19 protein-coding genes and 1 pseudogene are annotated in these 23,108 nt (G+C 69.4%); 9 read left to right on the forward strand and 11 right to left on the reverse strand.

The genetic code is table 11. The features are described from left to right. Window positions 1-20: 20 nt before the first annotated feature. From AB5I40_RS16980 to tatB, 3 genes are read left to right on the forward strand one after another with little or no spacing between them, the layout of a single operon-like run. A complete protein-coding gene (locus AB5I40_RS16980; protein WP_370939483.1) occupies window positions 21-1,367 on the forward strand; it encodes a nucleobase:cation symporter-2 family protein in 1,347 nt (448 codons plus the stop codon). Then, window positions 1,364-1,972 carry a TetR/AcrR family transcriptional regulator gene (locus AB5I40_RS16985; protein ID WP_370939484.1) on the forward strand — a complete coding sequence of 203 codons (609 nt, stop codon included), beginning with the start codon at window positions 1,364-1,366 and terminating at the stop codon, window positions 1,970-1,972. The genes AB5I40_RS16980 and AB5I40_RS16985 overlap by 4 nt, the downstream gene beginning before the upstream one ends. Before the next feature lie 36 nt (window positions 1,973-2,008). After that, window positions 2,009-2,365, forward strand: a complete 357-nt coding sequence (gene tatB, locus AB5I40_RS16990; protein ID WP_344285981.1) for a Sec-independent protein translocase protein TatB — start codon at window positions 2,009-2,011, stop codon at window positions 2,363-2,365. Here tatB and AB5I40_RS16995 read toward each other — a convergent pair whose 3' ends face one another. Then, entirely contained in the window at window positions 2,366-3,052 is a 687-nt protein-coding gene (locus AB5I40_RS16995) for a DUF998 domain-containing protein (RefSeq protein ID WP_370939485.1), read from the reverse strand. It abuts the gene before it with no gap. 161 nt (window positions 3,053-3,213) lie between these two features. On the opposite strand from AB5I40_RS16995, the gene AB5I40_RS17000 reads away from it, so the two are divergent. Both AB5I40_RS17000 and AB5I40_RS17005 read left to right on the forward strand, forming a co-directional pair. Next, on the forward strand, window positions 3,214-4,608 hold the full coding sequence (locus AB5I40_RS17000) for an FtsW/RodA/SpoVE family cell cycle protein (protein ID WP_370939486.1): 1,395 nt from the start codon (window positions 3,214-3,216) through the stop codon (window positions 4,606-4,608). 83 nt (window positions 4,609-4,691) lie between these two features. Further along, a complete protein-coding gene (locus AB5I40_RS17005) occupies window positions 4,692-5,156 on the forward strand; it encodes a ricin-type beta-trefoil lectin domain protein (protein ID WP_370939487.1) in 465 nt (154 codons plus the stop codon). 116 nt (window positions 5,157-5,272) lie between these two features. Here AB5I40_RS17005 and AB5I40_RS17010 read toward each other — a convergent pair whose 3' ends face one another. Next, entirely contained in the window at window positions 5,273-6,610 is a 1,338-nt protein-coding gene (locus tag AB5I40_RS17010; RefSeq protein ID WP_370939488.1) for an 8-oxoguanine deaminase, read from the reverse strand. Between the two features lie 69 nt (window positions 6,611-6,679). After that, window positions 6,680-8,566, reverse strand: coding sequence for a molecular chaperone HtpG (gene htpG / locus AB5I40_RS17015; protein ID WP_370939489.1), 1,887 nt, complete (start codon window positions 8,564-8,566; stop codon window positions 6,680-6,682). Between the two features lie 127 nt (window positions 8,567-8,693). On the opposite strand from htpG, the gene AB5I40_RS17020 reads away from it, so the two are divergent. Further along, window positions 8,694-9,113: a nuclear transport factor 2 family protein gene (locus tag AB5I40_RS17020; RefSeq protein WP_370939490.1), complete on the forward strand. Its 420-nt coding sequence runs from the start codon at window positions 8,694-8,696 to the stop codon at window positions 9,111-9,113. 54 nt (window positions 9,114-9,167) lie between these two features. Here the strand turns inward: AB5I40_RS17020 and AB5I40_RS17025 are convergent, their stop codons facing one another. Both AB5I40_RS17025 and aceB read right to left on the reverse strand, forming a co-directional pair. Then, the gene (locus tag AB5I40_RS17025) at window positions 9,168-10,364 is read right to left on the reverse strand and encodes an aldolase (protein ID WP_370939491.1); all 1,197 of its coding nucleotides are present in this window, start codon (window positions 10,362-10,364) and stop codon (window positions 9,168-9,170) included. Beyond that, window positions 10,364-11,938, reverse strand: a complete 1,575-nt coding sequence (aceB, locus tag AB5I40_RS17030) for a malate synthase A (protein WP_370939492.1) — start codon at window positions 11,936-11,938, stop codon at window positions 10,364-10,366. Before aceB ends, AB5I40_RS17025 begins: the two co-directional genes overlap by 1 nt. A gap of 108 nt (window positions 11,939-12,046) precedes the next feature. Between aceB and AB5I40_RS17035 the strand changes: the two genes are divergently transcribed. Further along, window positions 12,047-12,811 (forward strand): IclR family transcriptional regulator, encoded by a 765-nt coding sequence (locus tag AB5I40_RS17035; RefSeq protein WP_370939493.1) that lies wholly within the window; start codon window positions 12,047-12,049, stop codon window positions 12,809-12,811. Here AB5I40_RS17035 and AB5I40_RS17040 read toward each other — a convergent pair. Together AB5I40_RS17040 and ftsY are read right to left on the reverse strand one after the other, a co-directional pair. Continuing rightward, window positions 12,804-13,289 (reverse strand): GNAT family N-acetyltransferase, encoded by a 486-nt coding sequence (locus tag AB5I40_RS17040; RefSeq protein WP_370939494.1) that lies wholly within the window; start codon window positions 13,287-13,289, stop codon window positions 12,804-12,806. The genes AB5I40_RS17035 and AB5I40_RS17040 overlap by 8 nt on opposite strands. Before the next feature lie 4 nt (window positions 13,290-13,293). Continuing rightward, window positions 13,294-14,661: a signal recognition particle-docking protein FtsY gene (gene ftsY / locus AB5I40_RS17045; protein ID WP_370939495.1), complete on the reverse strand. Its 1,368-nt coding sequence runs from the start codon at window positions 14,659-14,661 to the stop codon at window positions 13,294-13,296. A gap of 140 nt (window positions 14,662-14,801) precedes the next feature. On the opposite strand from ftsY, the pseudogene AB5I40_RS17050 reads away from it, so the two are divergent. Together AB5I40_RS17050 and AB5I40_RS17055 are read left to right on the forward strand one after the other, a co-directional pair. Continuing rightward, a pseudogene (locus AB5I40_RS17050) lies at window positions 14,802-16,015 on the forward strand (anhydro-N-acetylmuramic acid kinase). 9 nt (window positions 16,016-16,024) lie between these two features. Beyond that, window positions 16,025-17,590 carry a sodium:solute symporter gene (locus tag AB5I40_RS17055; RefSeq protein ID WP_370939496.1) on the forward strand — a complete coding sequence of 522 codons (1,566 nt, stop codon included), beginning with the start codon at window positions 16,025-16,027 and terminating at the stop codon, window positions 17,588-17,590. Window positions 17,591-17,641: 51 nt separating this feature from the next. Here AB5I40_RS17055 and AB5I40_RS17060 read toward each other — a convergent pair whose 3' ends face one another. The 4 genes from AB5I40_RS17060 to smc form a co-directional block, all read right to left on the reverse strand. Then, window positions 17,642-18,130, reverse strand: coding sequence for a hypothetical protein (locus AB5I40_RS17060; RefSeq protein ID WP_370939497.1), 489 nt, complete (start codon window positions 18,128-18,130; stop codon window positions 17,642-17,644). Between the two features lie 123 nt (window positions 18,131-18,253). Continuing rightward, window positions 18,254-18,595 (reverse strand): beta/gamma crystallin domain-containing protein, encoded by a 342-nt coding sequence (locus AB5I40_RS17065; protein WP_370939498.1) that lies wholly within the window; start codon window positions 18,593-18,595, stop codon window positions 18,254-18,256. A gap of 168 nt (window positions 18,596-18,763) precedes the next feature. After that, window positions 18,764-19,297, reverse strand: coding sequence for a hypothetical protein (locus AB5I40_RS17070; RefSeq protein ID WP_370939499.1), 534 nt, complete (start codon window positions 19,295-19,297; stop codon window positions 18,764-18,766). 137 nt (window positions 19,298-19,434) lie between these two features. Beyond that, the gene (smc, locus tag AB5I40_RS17075) at window positions 19,435-23,037 is read right to left on the reverse strand and encodes a chromosome segregation protein SMC (protein ID WP_370940538.1); all 3,603 of its coding nucleotides are present in this window, start codon (window positions 23,035-23,037) and stop codon (window positions 19,435-19,437) included. Window positions 23,038-23,108: the final 71 nt, after the last annotated feature.

A 23,108-nucleotide genomic window follows, 5' to 3' on the forward strand; every position in this document is an offset into this window, starting at 1 on the left:
AGTCCCCTCCGGGAGAGCGCATGTCAGTTACACAGGAACGACCTTCTCGGCACCCCGTGGACGTGCGGCCTCCGCTGCCGCAACTGATCCTCGGAGGAATCCAGCACGTAGCGGCCATGTACGCCGGAGTGGTGGCCCCACCGCTCGTCATCGGCGCGGCCGTCGGCCTCTCCCCCGGCCAGCTCACGCTGTTGATCAGCGCGGCGCTGTTCACCGCGGGACTGGCCACCCTGTTGCAGACCCTCGGCTTCTGGCGTTTCGGCGCGAGACTGCCGCTGGTCAACGGCGTCACTTTCGCCGCCGTAGCGCCAATTCTGTCCATCGCGGCACAGCATCGCGACGGCAACGCGTTGGGCGTCGTGTACGGCGCCACGCTCGTCGGCGGCGTGTTCATCGTGCTCGCCGCACCGTTTTTCTCCAAGCTGACGCGGTTTTTCCCGCCGGTGGTGACGGGGACGGTCATCACGCTCATCGGGATTTCCCTGCTGCCGGTCGCCGTGCAGTGGATCGCCGCCCAGCACAAATCGGCCAAGCCCAGCGGGCTCGTGCTGGCCGGGATCACGCTGGTCGCGGTGCTGCTCTTCACCCGGTTCCTGACCGGGTTCTGGAGCCGGATCGCGCTGCTGCTCGGCCTGGTCGCCGGCACCGCCGTCGCGTGGCCGATGGGCCAAGTCGACACCTCGACACTGAAGCAGGCCCCGGTGTTCGGCATCGTGACGCCGTTCCACTTCGGCACTCCGTCGTTCGACATCGCGGCGATCGTCTCGATGCTCATCGTGATGCTGGTGATCATGGCGGAAAGCACCGCCGACCTGCTGGCACTCGGCGAGATCGTGGACCGGCCGACCACCAGCCGCGTACTGGCCGACGGCCTGCGCGCGGACGGGCTTTCCACCGCCGTCGGCACGATCTTCGGCGGGTTCGCCTGCACGGCGTTCGCGCAGAACATCGGGCTCGTGTCGCTCACCCGCATGGTGAGCCGGTACGTGGTCGCGGCCAGCGGCGTGGTGCTCGTGCTGCTGGGTGTGTTCCCGATGACCGGCGGGATCGTCGCGCTGGTGCCGCAGCCGGTGCTCGGCGGGGCCGGGCTGGTGCTGTTCGGGAGCGTCGCGGTGAGCGGCATCCGGACGCTCGCGAAGGCGTCGTTCGAGCATCCGATCAACGTGGCGATCGTCGCCGCGTCGCTCGGCGTCGGGCTGATCCCGATCGTCATGCCGGACTTCTACTCCGGGTTCCCGGCGGCACTGCAGGTCGTGCTCAACTCCGGGATCAGCGCGGGCTGCGTGACCGCGGTGGTGCTCAACCTGGTGCTCCGGCCGCGCTTGATAGAACGCTCTACTGTCAAGGAGCTATCCTCGGTGGCGTGACAGGCACCAAGGACCGCATCCTCGCCGCCGGGGCGGAGTTGTTCCGCCAAGGCGGGTACGCGGGCACCGGCATGAAGCAGATTGTCGAGAAGGCCGGCGCGCCCTTCGGGTCGGTGTACCACTTCTTCCCCGGCGGCAAGGAACAGCTGGGCGAAGAAGTGGTACGCACCTCGGGGATGCAGTACGCGCAACTGTTCGAAGTCTTCATCGCCCCGGCACCGGACCTGATCACCGGCCTCGAAACGTTCTTCGCGGGCGCGGTCACCACACTGCTTGACACCGATTACGTCGAGGGCTGCCCGATCGCGACCGTCGCGCTCGAAGTGGCGACCACGAACGAACCCCTGCGCAAGGCCACCGCGGACGTGTTCGAGGCGTGGACCAAAGCGGGCACCAAGGGCTTCTCCGCTTTCGGCCTTCCAGAGGAGCACGCCCGCACGCTCACGCTCGCCTTGGTGACCAGCCTGGAGGGCGCGTTCGTGTTGTGCCGCTCCATGCGGACGACTGAACCGATGGCGGTCGCGGGCGCGGCGGTGGTCGACGTAGCGCGACGGCTGCTGACCGAACTGGGTGACGACGGGAAACGCCGCATCGGGGACGGCTAAGCTGGAACCAACATCCGGGTCCGCGGGAGGTGGCCGGTGTTCGGTCTCAGCATCGACCACATCGTGATTCTGCTGCTCGCCGGGTTGTTCATCCTCGGCCCGGAACGGCTGCCCGAGGCCGCGCGCTGGGTCGCGCAGACCGTGAAACGGGCCCGCGGGTTCGCCGCGGGCACCAAGGCCCAGCTGGAATCGGAGCTCGGCCCGGAGTACCAGGAACTGCGGAAACCGTTGCAGGAACTGCAGTCCCTGCGGATCGGCAATCCCCGCGCCGCCGTCACGAGGTATTTGCTCGACGACACTCCCCCGGCCGCCAGCCCGGCGCCCCCGCCCGCTCCGGTGGCGGTTCCGTTGCGGGCGAACGAGCGGCCGCCGGTCGATCCCGACGCCACCTGATCATTCCGCCGCGCGCCACGCCCATCCGGCCAGCACGAGCAGTTCGACCAGTTCCAGCACCGCCATCACGCGTTCCACGAGCCCGGTCGCGACGGTCGGCAGATGCTGCCCGAACGCGACATTAGCCGCGAACGGAATGAGAAACGGCAGAAAGAACGGCACCGCGGTCAACGCCAGAATGCGCGACCAGCGCGCGTAACGTCGCCATTGCGGAGAATTCCGATGCGCCCAGCCGAGCAGCCAGCCGGCTAACGGCAAACTCACACAACTGATCCCGGTCGCGCCCAGATGCACTTTGCCGACCCACGACACCGCATTTCCTTGCGGGTCCTTCGTGAACAGCGCCACCGCCGCGAGCCCGGCGCACCAGGCGACCATCGCTACGACCGTCAGCGGCCCGTACAGGATCCTCCGGCGGCGCAGGACCAGCGCCACCACCACCGAACCGGCCGACGTCAGCAGCATCGCCGCCGCCCACATCCACCAGCCGGGAGTCCAGGCGTAGTCGCTGAGCATCGCGCTGACCGGGTCGATCGGCCCCCAGTAGCGGTCGACGTGCAGCACCAGGAGGAACGCGGCCGCGGCGAGCACCGCGGCCACCGCCGCGCCGAGCGCGCGTTTCGTTCCTTTCGCCGACGGGGCTGGCGCCGGCGCCAGGACCCGCACCGGGGTCAGTTCTGTCGCCACTGCTGGTTCTCCGCTCGCCCGTCCGATTTTCCGAAGCATATCCTGGCCGCGAACTCGTCGCTTTCGGACAGTCTGGCCGAATTGCCGCGCATTCTCAGCGTCCTGCCAGAAAACGTGACTACCCTCGCGGCCGTTCACTGCTTGCTAAAGACGGGAAATTCATGCCTGCCGCGCGCGGTACGGAATTGCGGCTGCTCCTGCTCGCGGTGGCGATCGTCTGGTTCGCTTTCCTCCTCGTGGACGCGAACGCCTTGGGGCAGATCACCTTCTCGATCGTCGGCTACGGCGCGTCGTTCACCGCGGTCGCCGCGGTGGCGCACCTCGCGGTCCGGCGCTGGGCCCCGTACGCGGACCCGCTGATCCTGCCGTGCACCGTGCTGCTGAACGGGCTTGGCCTGGTGGTGATCCACCGGATCGACCTCGGGCTCGCCGAACAGGCGGTGCAGCGCGGCAAGGCGTACTCGGCCGTCGCCGGGCAGCAGGTGCTGTGGACGGTCGTGGCGCTGGTGTTGTTCCTGGCCGTGCTCGGGTTCGTGCGCGATCACCGGATGCTGACCCGGTACGGCTATCTCGCCGGGCTGGCCGGGATCGTCGCGGTCCTGCTGCCCGCGCTGCTGCCGGCGTCGCTGTCGGAAGCGGGCGGCGCGAAGGTCTGGATCAGGATCGGCCCGCTGTCGCTCCAGCCGGGCGAATTCGCGAAGCTGCTGCTGATCGTCTTCGCCGCGACCACCCTGGTGGCGAAACGGGAGCTGTTCCGCGTGGCCGGGCGGAAGGTGCTCGGCGTCGAACTGCCGCGGGCGCGCGACCTCGGGCCGATCATCCTCGCCGCGCTCGGCTGCGTGGCGGTGCTGGCGTTCGAGAAGGAACTAGGCGCCTCGCTGCTGTTCTTCGGGATCGTGCTGGTGATGATCTACCTCGCGACCGAGCGGGTGATCTGGGTCTACGCCGGGCTGACGGTGTTCGCCGGCGGGTGCGTGCTGGCGTACTTCCTGTTCAACCACGTGCGGCAGCGGGTCGCGAACTGGATGGACCCGCTCGCGACCTACGACCAGGCCGGCGGCGGGTACCAGGTCGCGCAAGGGCTGTTCGGCCTCGGCACCGGCGGCATGGGCGGAACCGGCCTCGGCGCGGGCAGGCCGGACATCGTGCCGGAAGCGAACACCGACTTCATCACCGCCAGCATCGGCGAGGAGCTCGGCTTCCTCGGGTTGGCCGCGGTGCTGATGCTGTACCTGCTGATCGCCCTGCGCGGAATGCGGCACGCGCTGGCCGTCCGCGACAGCTTCGGCAAACTCCTCGGCGGCGGACTCGCGTTCACCGTGGTGATGCAGATCTTCGTGGTCGTGGGCGGGGTGACGAAGCTGATCCCGGAAACGGGCATCACCGCGCCGTTCCTGTCGAAGGGCGGCTCGTCGCTGCTCGCGAACTACATCCTGGTCGCTTTGCTGCTGCGGATCTCGGACGCGGCGCGCAAGCCGAGCGCGACCGATCCGGTGCAGGCAGTGCGGGCCCCACTGGCGGAGGCGGGAACAGTGCTGGTCAGACGGCCGCAGTGAGCTAGATGACGGGACAGGGACGGCTTGGGGACGCCGCACGACAGCGTGTCTCCCGTCCGGTCATCGACTGCGAAAGGACTGACATGTCATCGAGGGGAATGCTGCGGCTCGCCGGAGCCGGCGCGGCCGCGGCAATGCTGACTGCCGCCTTGTCCGGAACCGCCTCCGCGGGGGAACAATCCGGCACCGCCATCGCGAACTTCTTCATCCATCGCGCGGGAACCAGCGCCTGCCTGGACAGCAACACCAAGGGCGATGTCTACACGCTCACGTGCAACGAGGGGCGGAACCAGGCGTGGACGAACTACGCCCCGGGCAAGTTCCGGAACCTGGAGACCAACGCCTGCCTCGCCGCGAGCAGAACTGCCGTGTTCACCACGACCTGCTCGTCCAACACCACTGACTGGACGACCTCGTCCACGACGAACAAGTACTTCAAGAACGTGCAGACCGGGCTCTGCCTGAACAACAGCGGGGGCAGCCCCGAAGCCGTCGGGGTGCGGATCTGCCACGCGCCGACCGCACTGTGGACCGTGGAACGAGCCTGACGCTGGAACCGGTGGGCCGTTCTCGCGGACGGCCCACCGCGCCGGTTACCGGTTTTCGCGCAGTCGAACGCTCGCCTTCGCCAGTTCGCCCGCGACCGACGACTCGTCCGCGGACGTCAGCGATCCCGCAGCCGAGCACTCGCCTTCGACAACTGGCCAGCGATCGACGACTCGTCGGCCGTCTTGAGCCGTCCCTTCTCCACCACCGTTTTCCCGCCCACGAACAGCTTCCGCAGCGGCGGCGGCGCGGCCAGCACCAGCGCCGCGACCGGGTCGTCGATGCCCGCGTAGTTGAGCCCGTTCAAGTCCCACACCGCCAGATCCGCGAGCTTCCCGACCTCCACCGAGCCCATCTCGCCCTCCCGGCCGAGGCAGCGCGCGCCGCCCATTGTGCCTAGCCACAACGCTTCCCGCGTGGTCAACCCGGTCGGCCCGCCGCGTTGCCGGGCTTGCAGCAACGCCTGGTGCAGCTCCTCCGCCAAGCCGCCGGATTCGCTGGAAGCCGCGCCGTCGACGCCCAAACCGACCGGAGCGCCCGCGTCGAGCAAGTCCCGCACCGGAGCGATTCCGCTGCCCAGGCGGCCATTCGACGTCGGGCAATGCGCGGAACCCGTAGCAGTCGCGCCGAAACGGCGGATCGCGTCCGGCGCGAGGTGCACGGTGTGGGCGAGCCAGACGTCCGACGCCAGCCAGCCCAGTTTGTCCGCGTATTCCGCGGGCGTGAGGCCGGTTTCGGCGAGGCATTGCTTTTCCTCGTCCTGGGTTTCGGCCAGGTGCGTGTGCAGCCGGATGCCTTTGCGGCGCGCCAGTTCGGCCGACTCGGTCATCAATCGCTCGGTGACGGTGAACGGCGAGCACGGGCCTGCCGCGATCTGCAGGTGCGCGCCCGGCGAGGCGTCGTGGTAGCGGTCGATCGCCGCTTCCGTACCGAGCAGGGCGTTCTCGGCGGTCTCGACCAGGCTGTCCGGCGGCAGCCCGCCGTCCGATTCGCCGCGGTCCATCGAGCCGCGGACCAGGTGCAGCCGCAGGCCGATCCGCCCCCGCGCGGCGACGAGCGCGGCCACCTGATCGCCGCCGTCGGACGGGAAGACGTAGTGGTGGTCGGCGACTGTCGTGCAGCCGGTCAGGGCGAGCCGCGCCATTCCGGCGGAGCCCGCGGCGTGCGTGATCTCCGCGTCCAGCTTGGCCCACACCGGGTACAGCGCGACCAGCCACTCGAACAGCGTGTGGTCGGCGGCGAGGCCCCGGGTGGCCCATTGGTACAGATGGTGGTGCGTGTTCACGAGGCCCGGCGTGACGAGGCAGCCCGCGGCATCGACGCGTTCGTCCGCCTCGCCGGTGAAGGATCCGTCGCCGACGGCAGCGATGCGGTCGTCCTCGATCACGACATGCCCGTTGCGGTACTCGGGACCGCTGACCGTCGCGATCGCGGCGTTCTCGACGACTGTCCTCATGCGACACTCACCTCCGGAAGGGTTCGTGAGTGGCTACCCCGAAACCGGTGCAGCCACTCACGAAACTCCTCACAACGCCTTGGCCGCGCGATCCGCCACCAGGTTCAGGAACCGGCTCGGATCCTTCAGTTCGCCGCCCTCGGCGAGCAACGCCATGCCGTGCAGCAGCTCCGCCGTCTCCGCCAGCGAGGTGTCCTCCGGGTGCTCGGCGAACGCCTTGCGCAGGCCGGTCACCAGCGCGTGCTCCGGGTTCAGCTCCAGAACCCGCTTCACCGGCGGCAGTTCCTGTCCCATCGCGCGGTACATCTTCTCCAGCGTCGGCGTCAGGTCGCCCGCGTCGCCGACGATGCAGGACGGCGACGTCGTCAGCCGCGAGGACAGCCGGACCTCCTTGACGGTGTCGGTCAGCGTCGCCGACATCCACTTCAGCAGGTCCGCGTACTCGGCCTTCTTCTCCTCGGACGTCTCGTCGCCGAGGTCGACCTCGCCCTTCGCGATCGACTGGAACGTCTTGCCGTCGAAGCCGCTCGCCGACTCCGTCCACATCTCGTCGACCGGGTCGGTGAGGATCAGCACCTCATACCCCTTGGCACGGAACGCTTCCAGGTGCGGCGAGTTCTCGATGACGGTGCGCGATTCGCCGGTCAGGTAGTAGATGTGCTCCTGGCCGTCCTTCATCCGCGACACGTAGTCGCGCAGCGAGGTCGGCTTCTCCGCGTGGTGCGTCGAGTCGAACGACGAGATCTCGAGGATCTGCTCCCGGTTCTCCGGGTCGTCGATCAGGCCTTCCTTGACCGCGCGGCCGAACTCCTGCCAGAACGTCGCGTACTTCTCGGCCTCCTCGGTCATCATCGTCTTGACCGTCGAGAGGATCTTCTTCTCCAGCCGCCGCCGGATCGCGCGGATCTGCCGGTCCTGCTGCAGGATCTCGCGCGACACGTTCAGCGACAGATCCGCCGCGTCGACGACCCCCTTCACGAAGCGCAGGTAGTTCGGCATCAGCGCTTCGCAGTCGTCCATGATGAACACGCGCTTGACGTACAGCTGCACGCCGCGCTTCGCGTCCCGCATGAACAGGTCCACCGGCGCGCGCGAGGGCAGGAACAGCAGCGCCTGGTACTCGAAGGTGCCCTCGGCCTGCATCCGGACCGTCTCGAGCGGGTCGGTCCAGTCGTGGCTGATGTGCTTGTAGAACTCGTGGTACTCCTCGTCGGAGACCTCGTCCTTCGACCGCGCCCAGAGCGCCTTCATCGAGTTGACGGTCTCGAGACCGCTCTCTTCGTCTTCCTTCGTTTCCTTGGCCATCTGCACCGGCCAGGTGATGAAGTCGGAGTAGCGCTTGACGATCTCGCGGACCTTCCACGGCGACGTGTAGTCGTAGAGGTGGTCCTCGTCGTCCGCGGGCTTGAGGTGCAGCGTCACCGAGGTGCCCTGCGGCGCGTCGGAGAGGGATTCGATCGTGTAGGTGCCCTCGCCGGTGGATTCCCAGCGGACGCCCTCGTCGGTGCCCGCGCGCCGGGTCACCAGGGTGACCTTGTCGGCGACCATGAAGCTGGAGTAGAAGCCGACGCCGAACTGCCCGATCAGGTCCTGGCCCGCGGATTCCTTCGACTCCTTCAGCTTGCGCAGGAAGTCGGCGGTGCCGGATTTCGCGATGGTGCCGATCAGGTTGACGACGTCGTCGCGGCTCATCCCGATGCCGTTGTCGCGCACGGTGAGAGTGCGCGCCTCGGCGTCGAGGAGGATTTCGATGTGCAGGTTCTCGGTCTCGGCCTGCAGATCCTTGTCGCGGTACGTCTCCAGCCGCAGCTTGTCCAGCGCGTCGGAGGCGTTGGAGACCAGCTCGCGCAGGAAGATGTCCTTGTTCGAGTAGATCGAGTGGATCATCAGCTGCAGCAGCTGGCGCGCCTCGGACTGGAACTCCAGCGTCTCGACCGTCCCGGTTTCCTCAGCCATGTGTTTCCTTTCCCGCCCCTGAAAAGACCGGCGTGAAGTCTACCCAGGGCGACCGGCAGAACGTACGGAGACCGCGAAGTCCGATTGCCGCCAGCGGCTCCCTCGCGGCCGGGCCAGGCTGGCGACCGTGACTGATCCCGCTGCCGTGCTGCACGGCATGTATCGAGCCGAAGCCGAGTATTTCGCCGGCGGCGGCCCCGGTTCGGCCTCTTTCGCCCCGCTGGCCCCGTATTTCGCCGAGGATGTCGTACTTCATCAGGCCGCCGGGCTGCCGTTCGGCGGCGACTGGCACGGCCACGCCGGGCTGGAGAAGTTCTTCCTCGAGATGAGCCGGGTCTGGGAGTCGTTCGAGATCGGCGAGCAGGAGTTCCTCGCCCTCGGCGCGACGTCGGTGGTGCTCACCCAGGTCCGCGCCCGGGCGCGCGCGACCGGACGGGAGCTGGAGTTCCCGATCCTGCAGGCGATCCGGATCGAGGACGGGCGGATCGCCGAGGTGCGCCCGTTCTACTGGGACACCGCGGCGATCGTCGAAGCCTGCCGCAGCTGAAGACTCGTGAGTGCCTATCGCGGTTCTAACCGTGATAGGCACTCACGACGTCTCTCAGGCTTGCCGCCGCGCGTACGCGTCCAGCCGCGCCGGTTCAAACGGGAGTTCCGACTCAGCCAGCGCTCCGCAGTTGTAGCCGCCGAGCAGATACCGGGCCAGCGCCTCCGCCGTCGCGGGTTCGTCCAGCACTCCCCCGGCCGTCTTCGACGCGTAGTCCTGCAACCGCTTGGCCGCCGCCGGAGCGCCCTCGCGGTAGAAGGCGTACGTCGCCGCGTACCGAGTCGGCAGTTGGTGCGGATGCAGATCCCAGCCCTGGTAAAACCCGTTCTCCAACGACCGCCGCACCAAGCGGAGGTGCTCCGCCCACGCGCCCGGCAGGTCGTCGCCCACCGGGAGCCGGTTGGTCGAACCGTCGGACAGCCGCACGCCCGTTCCGGCAGCCGCGACCTGCATCACCTGCTTCGCGAAGTCGGCCGCGGGGTGCGCCATGCTCTGGTACGCCGCGCTGATGCCGAGACCCGCGCTGTAGTCGTAGGTCCCGTAATGCAGCCCGGAGCACCGGCCGTCGGCGGCCTGGATGATCTGCGCCACCGAGACCGTGCCGTCGGTCGAAAGGATCGACTGCGCGGTCTCGATCTGCACCTCGAACCGCAGCGCGCGGTCCGCCAGTCCGTACGCGGTTTCCAGCCGCCCCAACACTTCCGCGGCGACTTCGACCTGCTCGACCGCGGTGACCTTCGGCAGCGTCACCACGAATCCGTCCGGCAGCGAGCCTTCGGAAAGCAAGCCGGACAGGAACAGATCGAGCGTCCGGATGCCCCGCCGCCGCGTCGCGGCTTCGAAGCTCTTGAACCGGATTCCGACGAACGGGGTGCCGCCGGTGGTCGCGAGGGTGCGCCCGGCGGCTTCCGCGGCCGCGTCCTCCGCTTCGTCGCCGGGATGGCCGTAACCGTCCTCGAAGTCGATGCGGAGGTCCTCGATCGGCTCGGTGAGGAGCTTCTCGCGGACCCGCTCGGCCACCGCCGGGTCGAGGTTCAGCAGGTCGCCGTGTTCGACGAAGACCCGCATCGCCTGCTTGCCCCAATCGGCGACCAGGCGCGTGCGGTACTGCGACGCCGGCACGTACACCGTGTGCACCGGACGACGGCCCGGAGACTCGCCGGGATACCGCGCCGCCACGCGCGCGTCGGCCTCGGCCAACCGCGTGTCGGCGGCGGTGTAGACGTCCTCGGCGAGCCGTCCGCCGCCCATTACTGGATGTGCTCGTACGCCGGCAGGGTCAGGAAGTCCGGGAACTCGTCAGCCAGCGCGACCTGCTCGAACAGCTCGACCGCGGGCTTCAGCAGATCGTCGGAAACCTCCGCCGCCAGCTCGCCGCGGACGTCGGCCACGACCCCGCGCACCAGCTCCGCGGTGACCTTCTCGCCGTTGTCCAGCTGCGTGCCGTTCTTGACCCACTGCCACACCTGCGACCGCGAAATCTCGGCCGTGGCGGCGTCTTCCATCAGGTTGTGGATCGCCGCCGCGCCGTTGCCGCCCAGCCACGAGGCCAGGTAGCGGATGCCGACGTCGACCGCCGCGCGCAGCCCGGCCGCCGTGGCGCTGCCCGGCGTCGAGGCGACGTCCAGCAGCTGGTCGGCGGTCACGCTCACCTCGTCGCGGGTGCGCTCGAGCTGGTTCGGCTTGTCTCCGAGGACCTTGTCGAACTCTTCCTTGCAGAGTGCGACCATGCCCGGGTGCGCGACCCACGAACCGTCGAAGCCGTCCCCGGCCTCCCGCGACTTGTCGGCGTGCACCTTGTCGAAGGCGCCCTTGTTGACTTCCGGGTCCTTGCTCGGGATGAACGCGGCCATGCCGCCGATCGCGAACGCGCCGCGCTTGTGGCAGGTGCGCACCAGCAGTTCGGTGTAGGCGCGCATGAACGGCGCGGTCATGGTGACCGAGTTGCGGTCCGGCAGCACGAACTTCTCGCCCGCGTCGCGGAAGTACTTGATGACGCTGAACAGGTAGTCCCAGCGGCCCGCGTTGAGGCCCGAGGCGTGCTCGCGCAGTTCGTAGAGGATCTCTTCCATCTCGAACGCGGCCGGGATGGTCTCGATCAGCACGGTCGCGCGGACGGTGCCGTGCGGGATGCCGAGCGCCTTCTCCGCGTGCGTGAACACGTCGTTCCACAGCCGCGCTTCGAGGTGGCTTTCCATCTTCGGCAGGTAGAAGTACGGGCCCTTGCCGCGGTTGAGCAGCTCCTGCGCGTTGTGGAAGAAGTACAGGCCGAAGTCGACCAGCGCGCCGACGCCCTTGCGGCCGCCGAAGGTCAGGTTCCGCTCGTCGAGGTGCCAGCCGCGCGGGCGGACCACGATGGTGGCGTGCTCGACGTCCGGCTTCAGCTCGTAGTGCTTGCCGTTCTGGTCGAGCGTGATGGTGCCGCGGATCGCGTCGGACAGGTTGACCTGGCCGCCCACGACGTTCGCCCAGTGCGGCGTGTTGGCGTCCTCGAAGTCGGCGAGCCACACCTTGGCGCCGGAGTTGAGGGCGTTGATGGTCATCTTGCGATCGGTCGGACCGGTGATCTCCACGCGGCGGTCGCGCAGCGCGGCCGGAGCGCCGGCCACCTGCCAGTCGCTCTCGCGGACCTCCTTGGTCGCGGCGAGGAAATCGAGGCGGCCGGTGGTGCGGGCCTCCTCGCGCCGCTTGCCCCGCGCGACGAGGAGTTCGTCGCGCCGCGCGGCGTACTCGTCGTGCAAGCCCGCTACGAAAGCGAGGGCTTCCGGCGTCAGAATCTCGTCCCCACGCTCGACGGACCCGCCGAGAACCTGGACCTCAGACATGCGCAACACCCCGAGTAGTGCTTTGGATAACGTCCCTACGGTTTTTACCTGACGGACTATAGTTTCTGCATAGCGGAACATCAATCGGGTCTGTGAGGAGGACCACTGGTGGCGGCTGAGAAGAGCGGACGAGACGGCGGCGTCCAGTCCCTGCAGCGCGCGTTCGAGCTGCTGGAGCACCTGGCGGACACTGGCGGCGAGGCCAGCCTGTCGGAGCTGGCGACCCTGTCCGGGCTGCCGATGCCGACGATCCACCGGCTGATCCGCACGCTGGTGTCGCTGGGCTACGTCCGGCAGAACACCAACCGGCACTACGCGCTCGGCGCCCGGCTGATCCGGCTCGGCGAGAACGCGAGCATGCAGTTCGGCGCGTGGGCGCGGCCGCTGCTGGTGGAGCTGGTCGAGGAGGTCGGCGAAACGGCGAACCTGGCGGTGCTGGAACGCGACGAGGTGGTGTATGTCGCACAGGTGCCGTCGAAGCACTCGATGCGCATGTTCACCGAGGTCGGCCGGCGTTTGCTGCCGCACGGCACCGGTGTGGGCAAGGCGATGCTGGCGGAACTGCCCGCCGACGAGGTCTCGTCGCTGCTGGAACGCACCGGAATGCCCGCGTACACCGAGCACACCTTCACGGACGCGGACGCATTGGCGGTGGAGCTGAAGAAGATCGCCGGACAGGGCTACGCGCTGGACGAGGCGGAACAGGAGCTCGGGGTGCGCTGCATCGCCGTCGCGATCCCCGGCGCACCGGTGCCCGCGGCGGTCTCGGTTTCCGGCCCGTCCGGACGGCTGACGGCGGACGCGGTGAGCCACATCGCGCCGGTCGTGCAGAAGATCGCGGACCGGCTTTCGCAGCAGCTGCCGGTTACTTGAGTTCGCCTTTGAGGAGGTCCAACAGCAGTCCGTCGTGCCAGGTCCCGTCGGGCCCCTGCTCGTAGCCGCGGAGGATCCCGACGCGCCGGAAGCCGAGCTTCTCGTACACGTGAATCGCGCGGACGTTGGCCGCCGCCGGGTCGATGGTGAGCCGGTGGTGGCCCTGGTCGAACAGGCGCTGGGCGAGGATCCGGATCGCCTCCGCACCGAGCCCGAGCCCGTAGTGGTCCGGGTGCACGGCGAGGTCGATTCCGGCGTGCCGGTAGCGGTGACCGGGCTCTTCCCAGCTCTGGATCACGCCGACGGTCTGGCCCTCGTACTCGATGGCGTAAGCGTGCTGGTCGCCCTCTTTCGAGAGCAGGCCGTCGGTCTCTTCGTCGGCTTCGCCCCACCACTGCGCTACTTCGGGCGCGGAGAGAATCTCGTGCACTCGCGACCGGTCTGCTTCGGTCAGCGTGCGAAGGGTGACACGGTTCACTTCATCAGCCCAGCAAAGCGGCCACGAACGCACCAGGCTCGAACGGCGCCAGGTCATCCGGCCCCTCACCGAGTCCCACGAGCTTCACCGGCACCCCCAGCTCCCGCTGGACCTGGAACACGATCCCGCCCTTGGCCGTGCCGTCGAGCTTCGTCAGGACGATCCCGGTCACGTCGATGACCTCGCCGAACACCCGTGCCTGCGCGAGGCCGTTCTGTCCGGTCGTGGCGTCCAGCACGAGCAGCACCTCGTCCACCCGCGCCTGCTTCTCGACAACCCGCTTCACCTTGCCGAGTTCGTCCATCAGGCCGGTCTTCGTGTGCAGGCGGCCCGCGGTGTCGATCAGGACCGTGTCCACGCCCTCGCTGATGCCCTGTTTGACCGCGTCGAACGCGACCGCCGCCGGGTCCGCGCCTTCCTTGCCGCGGACGACCGACGCGCCCACCCGGTCGCCCCACGTCTGGAGTTGTTCGGCGGCGGCGGCGCGGAACGTGTCGGCCGCGCCGAGGACCACGGTTCCGCCCTGTGCCACCAGGACTCGCGCCAGTTTGCCGGTCGTCGTGGTCTTGCCGGTGCCGTTCACGCCGGCCACCAGCACGACCGCGGGCTGCTTCTTGCCGTCTACCTCATGCGGCAGCGCGCGGACCGAGCGCTCGGCGTCCGTGGACAGCGCCGCGGTCAGCACCTCGTGCAGCAGCTCGCGTGCCTCGTCCGACGTGCGCACCGCGCGGCGGTTCAGTTCGTCGCGCAGGCGGTCCACGATCTGGGTCGTCGTGGCGGCGCCGAGGTCCGCCAGGAGCAGGGTGTCTTCGACGTCCTGCCAGGAGTCCTCGTCCAGGTCGCCGCCGCCGAGGAGGCCCAGGAGGCTCTGGCCGAACACCGAGCGGGACTTGGACAGACGGCCGCGCAGGCGCTCGAGGCGACCGGCCGGAGACTCGATCTCCTCGATGGGCTCGACCGTTCCCGGCACAACGGCTTCGGGGGCTTCTTCTTCGACCGGCTCGGGGAGCTTGACGTCGCGCACCGTGCGTTGGTCGGAGTCGCGCGGGACCGCGGCGTCGTCGCCGACCGCGGGCTGGCCGTCGACTTCCGGGCGGTCCTCGACGGGGTGCTCGACCACCGGCTCCGGCGAGGGAGCAGGCTCGGGCTCAGGCGAAGGCTCCGGAGAAGGTTTCTCCTCGACCGCCGTCCCGCCGGACGCGAAGGAGATCCCGCCGCTCGCGGCGTACCCGCCGCCCTTCGGCTTCTCCTCGACCTCGCGCCGCTCGGCCATGCTGATCCGCCGCTTGCGCGCGATGAGCAGCCCGGACACCAGCACGGCAACCAGGACGACGACGGCGACGACAACGATCCAGAACCAGGTGCTCGACACGCCACCATCCTGTCATCCGCGTGCACAAGCCACGGGACACCCCACCGCGAGGCCAACGAGTAACGCGAACGGTTCCGATTCGGCCAAGACTCCACGAGGCGTCTTGCGCCACCCCTTCGGTGTTGACTAGACCACATCGGATGACCACCCCCGCCGGCCACTGTTTCCGCGTCCTCGGGCTGCTGTCGGGCACGTCCGTGGACGGGATCGACGTCGCGGTCGCCGAAATCCGCGAAGACGACGGGACAGTCGTCCTCACCCCGCTCGGCGAGCTCGACGTGCCTTATCCCGCCGACCTCCGCACGGATCTCCTCGACGCTCTCCCGCCGCGGCCGAGCAGCGCGCGGCAGCTGACCGTCCTCGACACCCGGGTCGGCCAGGCGTTCGCGGACGCCGCTGCGCGCGGGATCGCGGCGTACGGGCCGGTGGACGTGATCGCCTCGCTCGGCCAGACCGTCTACCACTGGGTCGAGAACGGCGTCGCGCTCGGCACGCTCCAGCTCGGCCAGCCGGCGTGGATCGCCGAGCGCACCGGAGTGCCGGTGATCGCCGACCTCCGCATCCGCGACATCACCGCGGGCGGCCAGGGCGCGCCGCTGGCGAGCACGCTCGACGCGATGTGGCTGCGCGGTCTCGCCGAGGAGACCGGAAGTCCGGTGGCCGCGCTCAACCTCGGCGGCATCGCGAACATCACCGTCGTCACGCAGTCGGACAAGGTGCTCGCGTACGACACCGGACCGGCCAACGCGTTGCTCGATCTCGCCGCCGCGCACGTCAGCGACGGCAAGCTTTCCGCCGACGTCGACGGACGGCTCGCGCTCGCCGGTTCAGTCCGCGACGACCTGCTCGACCGCCTGCTGGCCGACCCCTATTTCGCCGCCGCTCCCCCGAAATCCACTGGCAAAGAGCACTTCCACGGCGGATACCTTGACGCGGCCCTGTCCGGACTGCCGCCGTTGTCCCCGGAGGATCTGCTGGCCACGCTCACCGAACTGACCGCCGCGACGGTCGCCGCGGAATGCCGGCGGCACGGCGTCGCGACCGTCGTCGCGTCCGGCGGCGGCGTCGCGAACCCCGCCACGATGGCCGCGCTCGCCCGGCTTCTGCCCGACGGCGCGCTCCGCACCAGCGACGACCTCGGCCTCCCCGGCTCCGGCAAAGAGGCCTACCTGACCGCGTTGCTCGGCTGGCTGAGCTGGTGCGGCGTCCCGGCGACGCTGCCCTCGGCCACCGGCGCGAGCGGTCCCCGCCTGCTCGGCGCGCTGACGCCGGGCGCGGCTCCCCTGAATCTCCCCGCCCCGCTGGGGGCGCCGCGACCCGGCTCCGGGTCGCGGAATCCGGGCAACCACGGTAGGAGAACCCCATGAATCCAGTCGATCTGGTGATCGTCATCGTGTACCTCGCGGCGATGCCGATCATCGGCGTGCTGATCGGGCGCAGACAGAAGTCCGCGAACGACTACTTCGTCGGCGAGCGCAGCATGCCGTGGTGGGCGGTCACGCTCTCGGTGGTGGCCACCGAGACGTCCACGCTCACCGTGATCTCCACGCCCGGGCTCGTGTTCGGCAGCGCCTTCCTGTTCCTGGAAGTGGCTTTCGGCTACATCATCGGCCGCGTGATCGCCGCGTTCGTGCTGCTGCCGCGTTACTTCCGCGGCAACTACGTGAGCGCGTACGAATTCCTCGGCCGCCGCTTCGGGCGCGGGCTGCAGGGCACCGCTTCGGTCACCTTCGTGGTGACGCGGCTGCTCGCCGAGGGGCTGCGGCTGTTCGCCGGGGCGATCCCGATCAAGGCGATCCTCGGCCACTACGGCATCCACACCGAGTACTGGCACATCGTCGTCCTGCTGACCGCGCTCACCGTGATCTACGCGTTCGTCGGCGGCATCAAGTCGGTGATCTGGGTCGACGTCATCCAGTGGTCGCTCTACATCCTCGGCGCGATCGGCGCGGTGATCTTCCTGTCCACGAAACTGCCGTCCGGCTGGACGCAGATCGCTTCGAGCCAGGGCCGGTTCCAGCTCACCGACTTCGCGTCGAACCTGCTCACCAACCCGTACGCGTTCCTCTGCGCGGTGGTCGGCGGCGCGTTCCTGTCGATGGCTTCGCACGGCGCGGACCAGCTGATCGTCGGCCGTCTGCTGTCGTGCCGGAACCTGCGCGACGGCCAGCGCGCGCTGATCGGCTCGTCGATCGTGGTGTTCGTCCAGTTCGCGCTGTTCCTGCTCGTCGGCGCGATGCTGTGGGTCTACACCGGCGGCAAGACCGGCTCGACGGCCACCGCGGTCGCGGCCGGGAAGATGTCCGGCGACGACGTGTTCTCCAATTTCATCGTCAACGACCTTCCGGTCGGCCTGGCCGGGCTGCTGATCGCCGGAATCCTGGCGTCGACGATGGGCGCGCTCGCGTCCGCGCTCAACGCGCTGTCCACGTCCACCATCGCCGACCTCTACCAGCGGTTCACGCACAAGTCGATCGAGGACGCGAAGCTGCTCCGGCACGGTCGCATGTGGACACTCATCTGGGCGGCGGTCTTCGCGGTGTTCGCCTCGATGTTCACGAACTCGAAGGACCCGGTGATCCAGCAGGGACTCGGGATCGTCGGCTACACCTACGGCGCGCTGCTCGGCTCGTTCTTCCTCGGCCTGCTGGTGCGCAAGGCCCGCCAGTCCGACGCGGTGATCGCGTTCGCCTGCTCGGTGGTCGGCATGGCGTTCCTGATCCTGTTCGTGAAATTCGACAAGGCGACGACCGAGGTGCACATCCGCTTCGGCGCGGCCACGAAGACGCTCGTGCCGCTGGCGACCTACTGGTACACCTTCGCCGGCGTGCTGATCACGCTGATCGTGGGCGGTCTGCTGTCGCTGCGGCGGCGCGGCGTGGACCCGAACGTCGAGAAGGTCGAAGAACCCGCGGAAACCCCTGCGTAACAAGGGATTTGCTCTCGCCGGGTTCCTGCGGGAACCCGGCGAGAGTGCGTTCTACGGCTGGGTATAGAAGGCCAGCCCGTCCTTGTCGCAGCCGATCCGGCCGCTGCCTTGCGCGCCGGTGTCGGCCATGCAGCGCCAGCCGCTCACGTTCAGCACGTGCGAGGTGCCCTCGGCCTTCTTCGGCGCGTCCGCGAAGTACTGGGTGATCACGTTGATCGCCTCGGTGCAGCCAGGGCGACCGGCCTTGGTCTCGGCGGCGACCAGGCCGACCTTGCCGTTGGGCGCGTCGATCGGGCCGCACTCGACCGGCGGGCCGACCGTTTCGCCGTTGTCCGAACTGTCCGGGCCAGGTGTCTTGCTTGAAGGCGCGGCCTTGCTGCTCGGCAGCGGGCTCGCCGGCGCGGACGTGGCAGTGAGCGCGACCGACGGCGGGGACGAGACTTCACCCGCCGTGTCGTTGCTCCCGCCGCAAGCCGAGGCCAGCGCGCCGAACGCGAGAATCGACGCTGCGACAACGGCTTTGGACAGCTTCGAGCGCATGAAGAATCCCTCCCCGGGCTTCGGCCGCCGATCGGCCGAAATCACCCTAAGGGGCCCGCGCCGGGTCGGCAGCGCGGCAGCGAAACGGCCCGGCGGGAAGCCGGGCCGCCCGCGAGAAATCCGTCAGTGGATCCAGACCTGCCGCACGTGCACGAAGTTCAGGTCGGCGCCCTGCCAGTGGCCGAGGCTGGCCTGGCCGCCGTCCCAGTACAGGGTGACCGAGTTGTTGCCGGAGTCGACCCGGGTGACGCCGCCCAGGTCCACATACGTCGCGCCGCCGTTGGCGAAGCAGGCGACATCGCTGCCGTCCCAAGGGTTTCCGCCCGCGAGGCGCAGCTGGACGAAGTCGGTGCGGCCGTTGCAGGCGACCCGGTCGATGGCGAACGCCTGACCGGCCGGAACGGTGACGGCCAGCGCGAGCGCCGCGGCGCCGCCGATCGCGAGTCTCTTGACGAGTGAAGGCATGATCGCTGTGGAACCTTTCTCCCAGTGCTGCCTTGAAAGTGCGCCCGGCCCGCGGGGAAACCGCGCCGCCGGACGAGATCGACCGTGCCAGCAGCGGGCCCGCCCCGGACAGCCGTCGCGCCCGCTTCTACCCTTTCGTACCCGGGGTGCGAGAGAAACGGGCCTCGCTCAGACGGCCTTGCCGTGGAACGAAAGTCCCTTGCTGCCGCAGAAAATCTGCTTGCTGCCGCCGTTTCCGCCGTCGTAGCCGCAGTTCCAGCCGTCGACGTCGAGGAAGCGCCCGGTGCCCTGCGCCTTGGTCGGCGCCTGGGTCAGGTAGTCCGACATCACGTTGATCGCCTCGGTGCAGCCGACGGTCCCGGCGGGCATCGCCTCGGTCACCACGTCGACCTTGCCGCCGGGGCCGTCGATCGGGCCGCAGTCCGCGCCGTTGCCGAGTTCGCCCTTGCCCGGCAACCGGTCGCTGGGCTGCTGCTTGGCCGGGGTCGGGTGCGGCTTGGACTTGCTCGTGTGCGTCGGAGCCGGCGAGGGCGTCGCGGAAGAACTCGGCGCGGCCACCGACGAAGCGGTCGGCGCGGCGGAGAGCGGACTCTGCACCGCCGCGGCCTGCCCGGCTTGCGGACCGCCGCCGCACGCGCCTACTGCCAGCGCAACGCCGAGCATCGAACCGGAAATCAGGGTGCGGGCCACCATGGTGCGCATTGTCGAATCCCCTCCAGGATGTGTTTCTTTCGAACACCCCTGAAGACGTGCGGACGCCGCGGCAGTTGGCCGATCGGACGGCTGTCCGGTCAGGCCTGCCCGTTCGGGCAGGATCGCCCCGTTCGGCGCAACCCCGCTCAGGAAGCCGGGACCGGTTCCTCGTCCGCGGCGCGCAGCCGCTGCGAGATCACCTTGGTGATGCCGTCGCCCTGCATGCTCACGCCGTACAGCGCGTCGGCGATCTCCATGGTCGGCTTCTGGTGCGTGATGATGATCAGCTGCGACGAATCGCGCAGCTGCTCCAGCAGGCCGATCAGCCGGCGCATGTTGGTGTCGTCCAGCGCCGCCTCGACCTCGTCCATCACGTAGAAGGGCGAAGGGCGGGCGCGGAAGATCGCGACCAGCATGCCGACCGCCACCAGCGACTTCTCGCCGCCGGACAGCAGCGAAAGCCGCTTGACCTTCTTGCCCGGCGGGCGCGCCTCGACGTCCACGCCGGTGGCGAGCAGGTCGTTGGGCTCGGTGAGCACCATCCGGCCCTCGCCGCCGGGGAACAGCACGCCGAAGACGGTCTCGAACTCGCGCGCCACGTCGGCGTAGGCCGAGGCGAAGACCTCCAGGATCTTCTCGTCGACCTGCTTGATGACGGCCTCGAGGTCCTTGCGGGTGTCCTTGAGGTCTTCCAGCTGGGTGGACAGGAACTTGTAGCGCTCCTCCAGCGCCGCGAACTCCTCCAGCGCCAGCGGGTTCACCTTGCCCAGCAGGGTCAGGTCCTTCTCCGCGCGCTTGGCACGGCGGGCCTGGGTGTCGCGGTCGAACGGCATCGGCGGCGGCTGCGTGACGTCCTCGCCGCGTTCCTTCGCCGCCTCGTACTCGGCCATCTCGCCCGCGCTCGGCGGCACCGGCACGTCCGGGCCGTACTCCTCGACCAGGTCCGCCAGCCCGATGCCGAAGTCCTCGGCGATCTTGGCTTCCAGCGTTTCCAGCCGCAGCTTCTGCTCGGCGCGCAGCACCTCGTCGCGGTGCACGGCGTCGGTCAGCTTCTCCAGCTCGCCGGACAGCTCGCGCACCTTCGCCCGTACCGCGGTGAGCGCGGTTTCGCGGGTTTGGCGCTGCGCCTGGGCTTCGTCGCGTTCGGCGGCCGCGCGCTGCACGCTCAGTTCGATCCGCTCCAGCGCGAACTCACCGGCGTTCACGACCGCGTTCGCGATTTCCGCACCACGCTCGCGCGCTTCCCGGGCCTTGGCCGCGCGCTCACGGGCCTGCTGCTCGGCGTAAGCCGCACGGCGCAACGACTCCGCGCGCCCGGCGATGCTGCGCGCGCGTTCCTCGGCGGTGCGCTGCGCGAGCCGTGCCTCGACTTCTTCCTGCCGTACCACGGCAAGCTGCTCGGCGGCCTCGTCGCGCTCGGCGGTGTCCGGGTCGTCCTCGACCGGCTGCTCGGCGACCGCGGCGAGGCGTTCTTCCAGCTCTGCCAACTGTTCCAGCGCCTGCTCGCGACTCTGCTCGACCTTCGCGCGCTGCTGGGTCAGCCGTTCCACCTCGGCCTGCGCGGACCGCGCCGCCTGCTGCAACCGGTTGAGCCGCTCGGACGAACGAGCCTTGCGCACCTTGGCTTCGCCGAGCGCGTCCTTCGCCTGGCCGACCTCTTCGCGCCGGGACTGCTGCTCGGCGCGCGCGCCTTCCAGCTCGGCGGAGTACTGCTCCAGCGCGCGTTCGGCCGTGCGCAAGCGTTCCTGCGCCTCGTCGACCGCCGCCTGGACCTCGATCACGCTCTCGCGAGCGGCGGAACCGCCGGCGATCCAGTTGGCCCCGAAGACATCGCCCTCGGCGGTGACCGCCCGCACCTGCGGATGCTGGGCCACGAGCTGCCGCGCGGCGTCCAGATCCGGCACCAGCGCGAGCCGGTCCAGCGCCTTCTCGACCGCGGGCCGCAGCTGCTCCGGCGCGTTGACGACCTCGCGAGCCCAGCGCGCGCCCTCGGGCAGCATCGGCCACGCGCTAGTGTCCACAGTGGACCCAGCACTGACCGGCACGATCCCGGCGCGACCGGAATCGGTCTCCTTCAAGTACTTCAACGCCGAGAGCGCGTTCTCGCCGCCGGAAACCGCGACCGCGTCCGCGATCGGTCCGAGCGCGGCGGCCAGCGCGACCTCGTGGCCCGGCTGCACGGTGAGCAACGCGGCGACCGAACCGAGCAGGCCCGGCAATTCCGCCGACGCACCCAGCAGCGCGCCCGCGCCGTCCTTGCGCTTGAGCCCCATCGACAGCGCCTCGACGCGCGCCTTCTCCGACGCGATCTCGCGCTCCGAACCGCGCTCGGCCTTCACGAGCTCTTCGACGCGAGCCTTGGCGGCGTTGTTCGCCTCCACCGCGCGGTCGTGGCGCTGCTGCAGGTCGGCGTCGTCGGATTCCTCCGTGCCGCCAACGGCTTTGGCTTCTTCCAGCTCCTCGACCGCGATCTCGGCGCGCTCGGCCGCTTCCTGCAGACCGACCGTGAGCCGGTCGACCTCTTCCGCGGTCGCGCCGTTCTTGCTGCGCAGCGCTTCGACCTGACCGGTCAGCTTCGCCATGCCCTCACGGCGGTCGGCGATCGCCCGGACCGCGGCCCAGTGCGCGCGCTCCGCGGCCTGCACCCGCTGTTCGAGATCTTCCCGGCGCAGCACGGTTTCCGCGAGAAGTTCGCGGGCCTCCATGACCGCTTCGGTCAGCTCCTGCTCGCGCTCCGCGGCCTGCTCGGCCTCGGCAAGCAGCTCCTCCGGGTCACGGCCGCCGGTGGGCGCGGAGACATCGGAAGAAAGGTGCCGCTGCCGCTCCACAGCCAGCCGCACGGTGCCGCGCAGCCGCTCGGTAAGCGCCGAGAGCTTGTACCAAGTCTCCTGCGCGATCTGCAGCCGCGGCGCGTCCTCGGCGAGCGACGCTTCCAGCTCGGCTTCCTCGGCGGCGACGAGTTCCAGCGCCTGCTCGACTTCGGCGCGACGCTGGCGGGCAGTGCGCTCGTCGGCCTCGTCGCGGGCGATGGATTGGCGCTGGGTGACCAGGTCGTCGGCGAAGAGCCGGAGCCGGGCGTCGCGCAGGTCGGACTGCACCGACTGGGCCTTGCGCGCGATCTCGGCCTGTTTGCCCAGCGGCTTGAGCTGGCGGCGCAGCTCGGTGGTGAGGTCGGTGAGCCGGTCGAGATTGCCCTGCATGTTGTTGAGCTTGCGCAGGGTCTGCTCTTTGCGCTTGCGGTGCTTGAGGACGCCGGCGGCCTCCTCGATGAACGCGCGCCGCTCCTCGGGCTTCGACTCGAGGATCGCCGAGAGCTGCCCCTGCCCGACGATGACGTGCATCTCGCGGCCGATGCCGGAGTCCGAGAGCAGCTCCTGCACGTCCATCAGGCGGCAGCGGTCGCCGTTGATCTCGTACTCGCTCGCGCCGTCGCGGAACATCCGGCGGGTGATGGAGACCTCGGCGTACTCGATCGGCAGCGCGCCGTCGGCGTTGTCGATGGTGAGCGTGACCTCGGCGCGGCCGAGCGGCGCGCGGCCCGCGGTGCCGGCGAAGATGACGTCTTCCATCTTGCCGCCGCGCAGGTCCTTCGCGCCCTGGGTGCCCATGACCCAGCGCAGCGCGTCGAGGACGTTCGACTTTCCGGAGCCGTTCGGGCCGACCACGCAGGTGATGCCGGGTTCGAAGCGCAGCGTGGTCGCCGAGGCGAAGGACTTGAAGCCCTTGAGCGTCAGGCTTTTCAGGTGCACGTGCTGCCGACCCCTCTTGGCCACGGGTACTGGATGGCTACCGGTTCCCCCGGTTCGGGACAGGCTACCCG

The organism is Amycolatopsis sp. cg13 (assembly GCF_041346965.1).
Lineage (GTDB): Bacteria > Actinomycetota > Actinomycetes > Mycobacteriales > Pseudonocardiaceae > Amycolatopsis.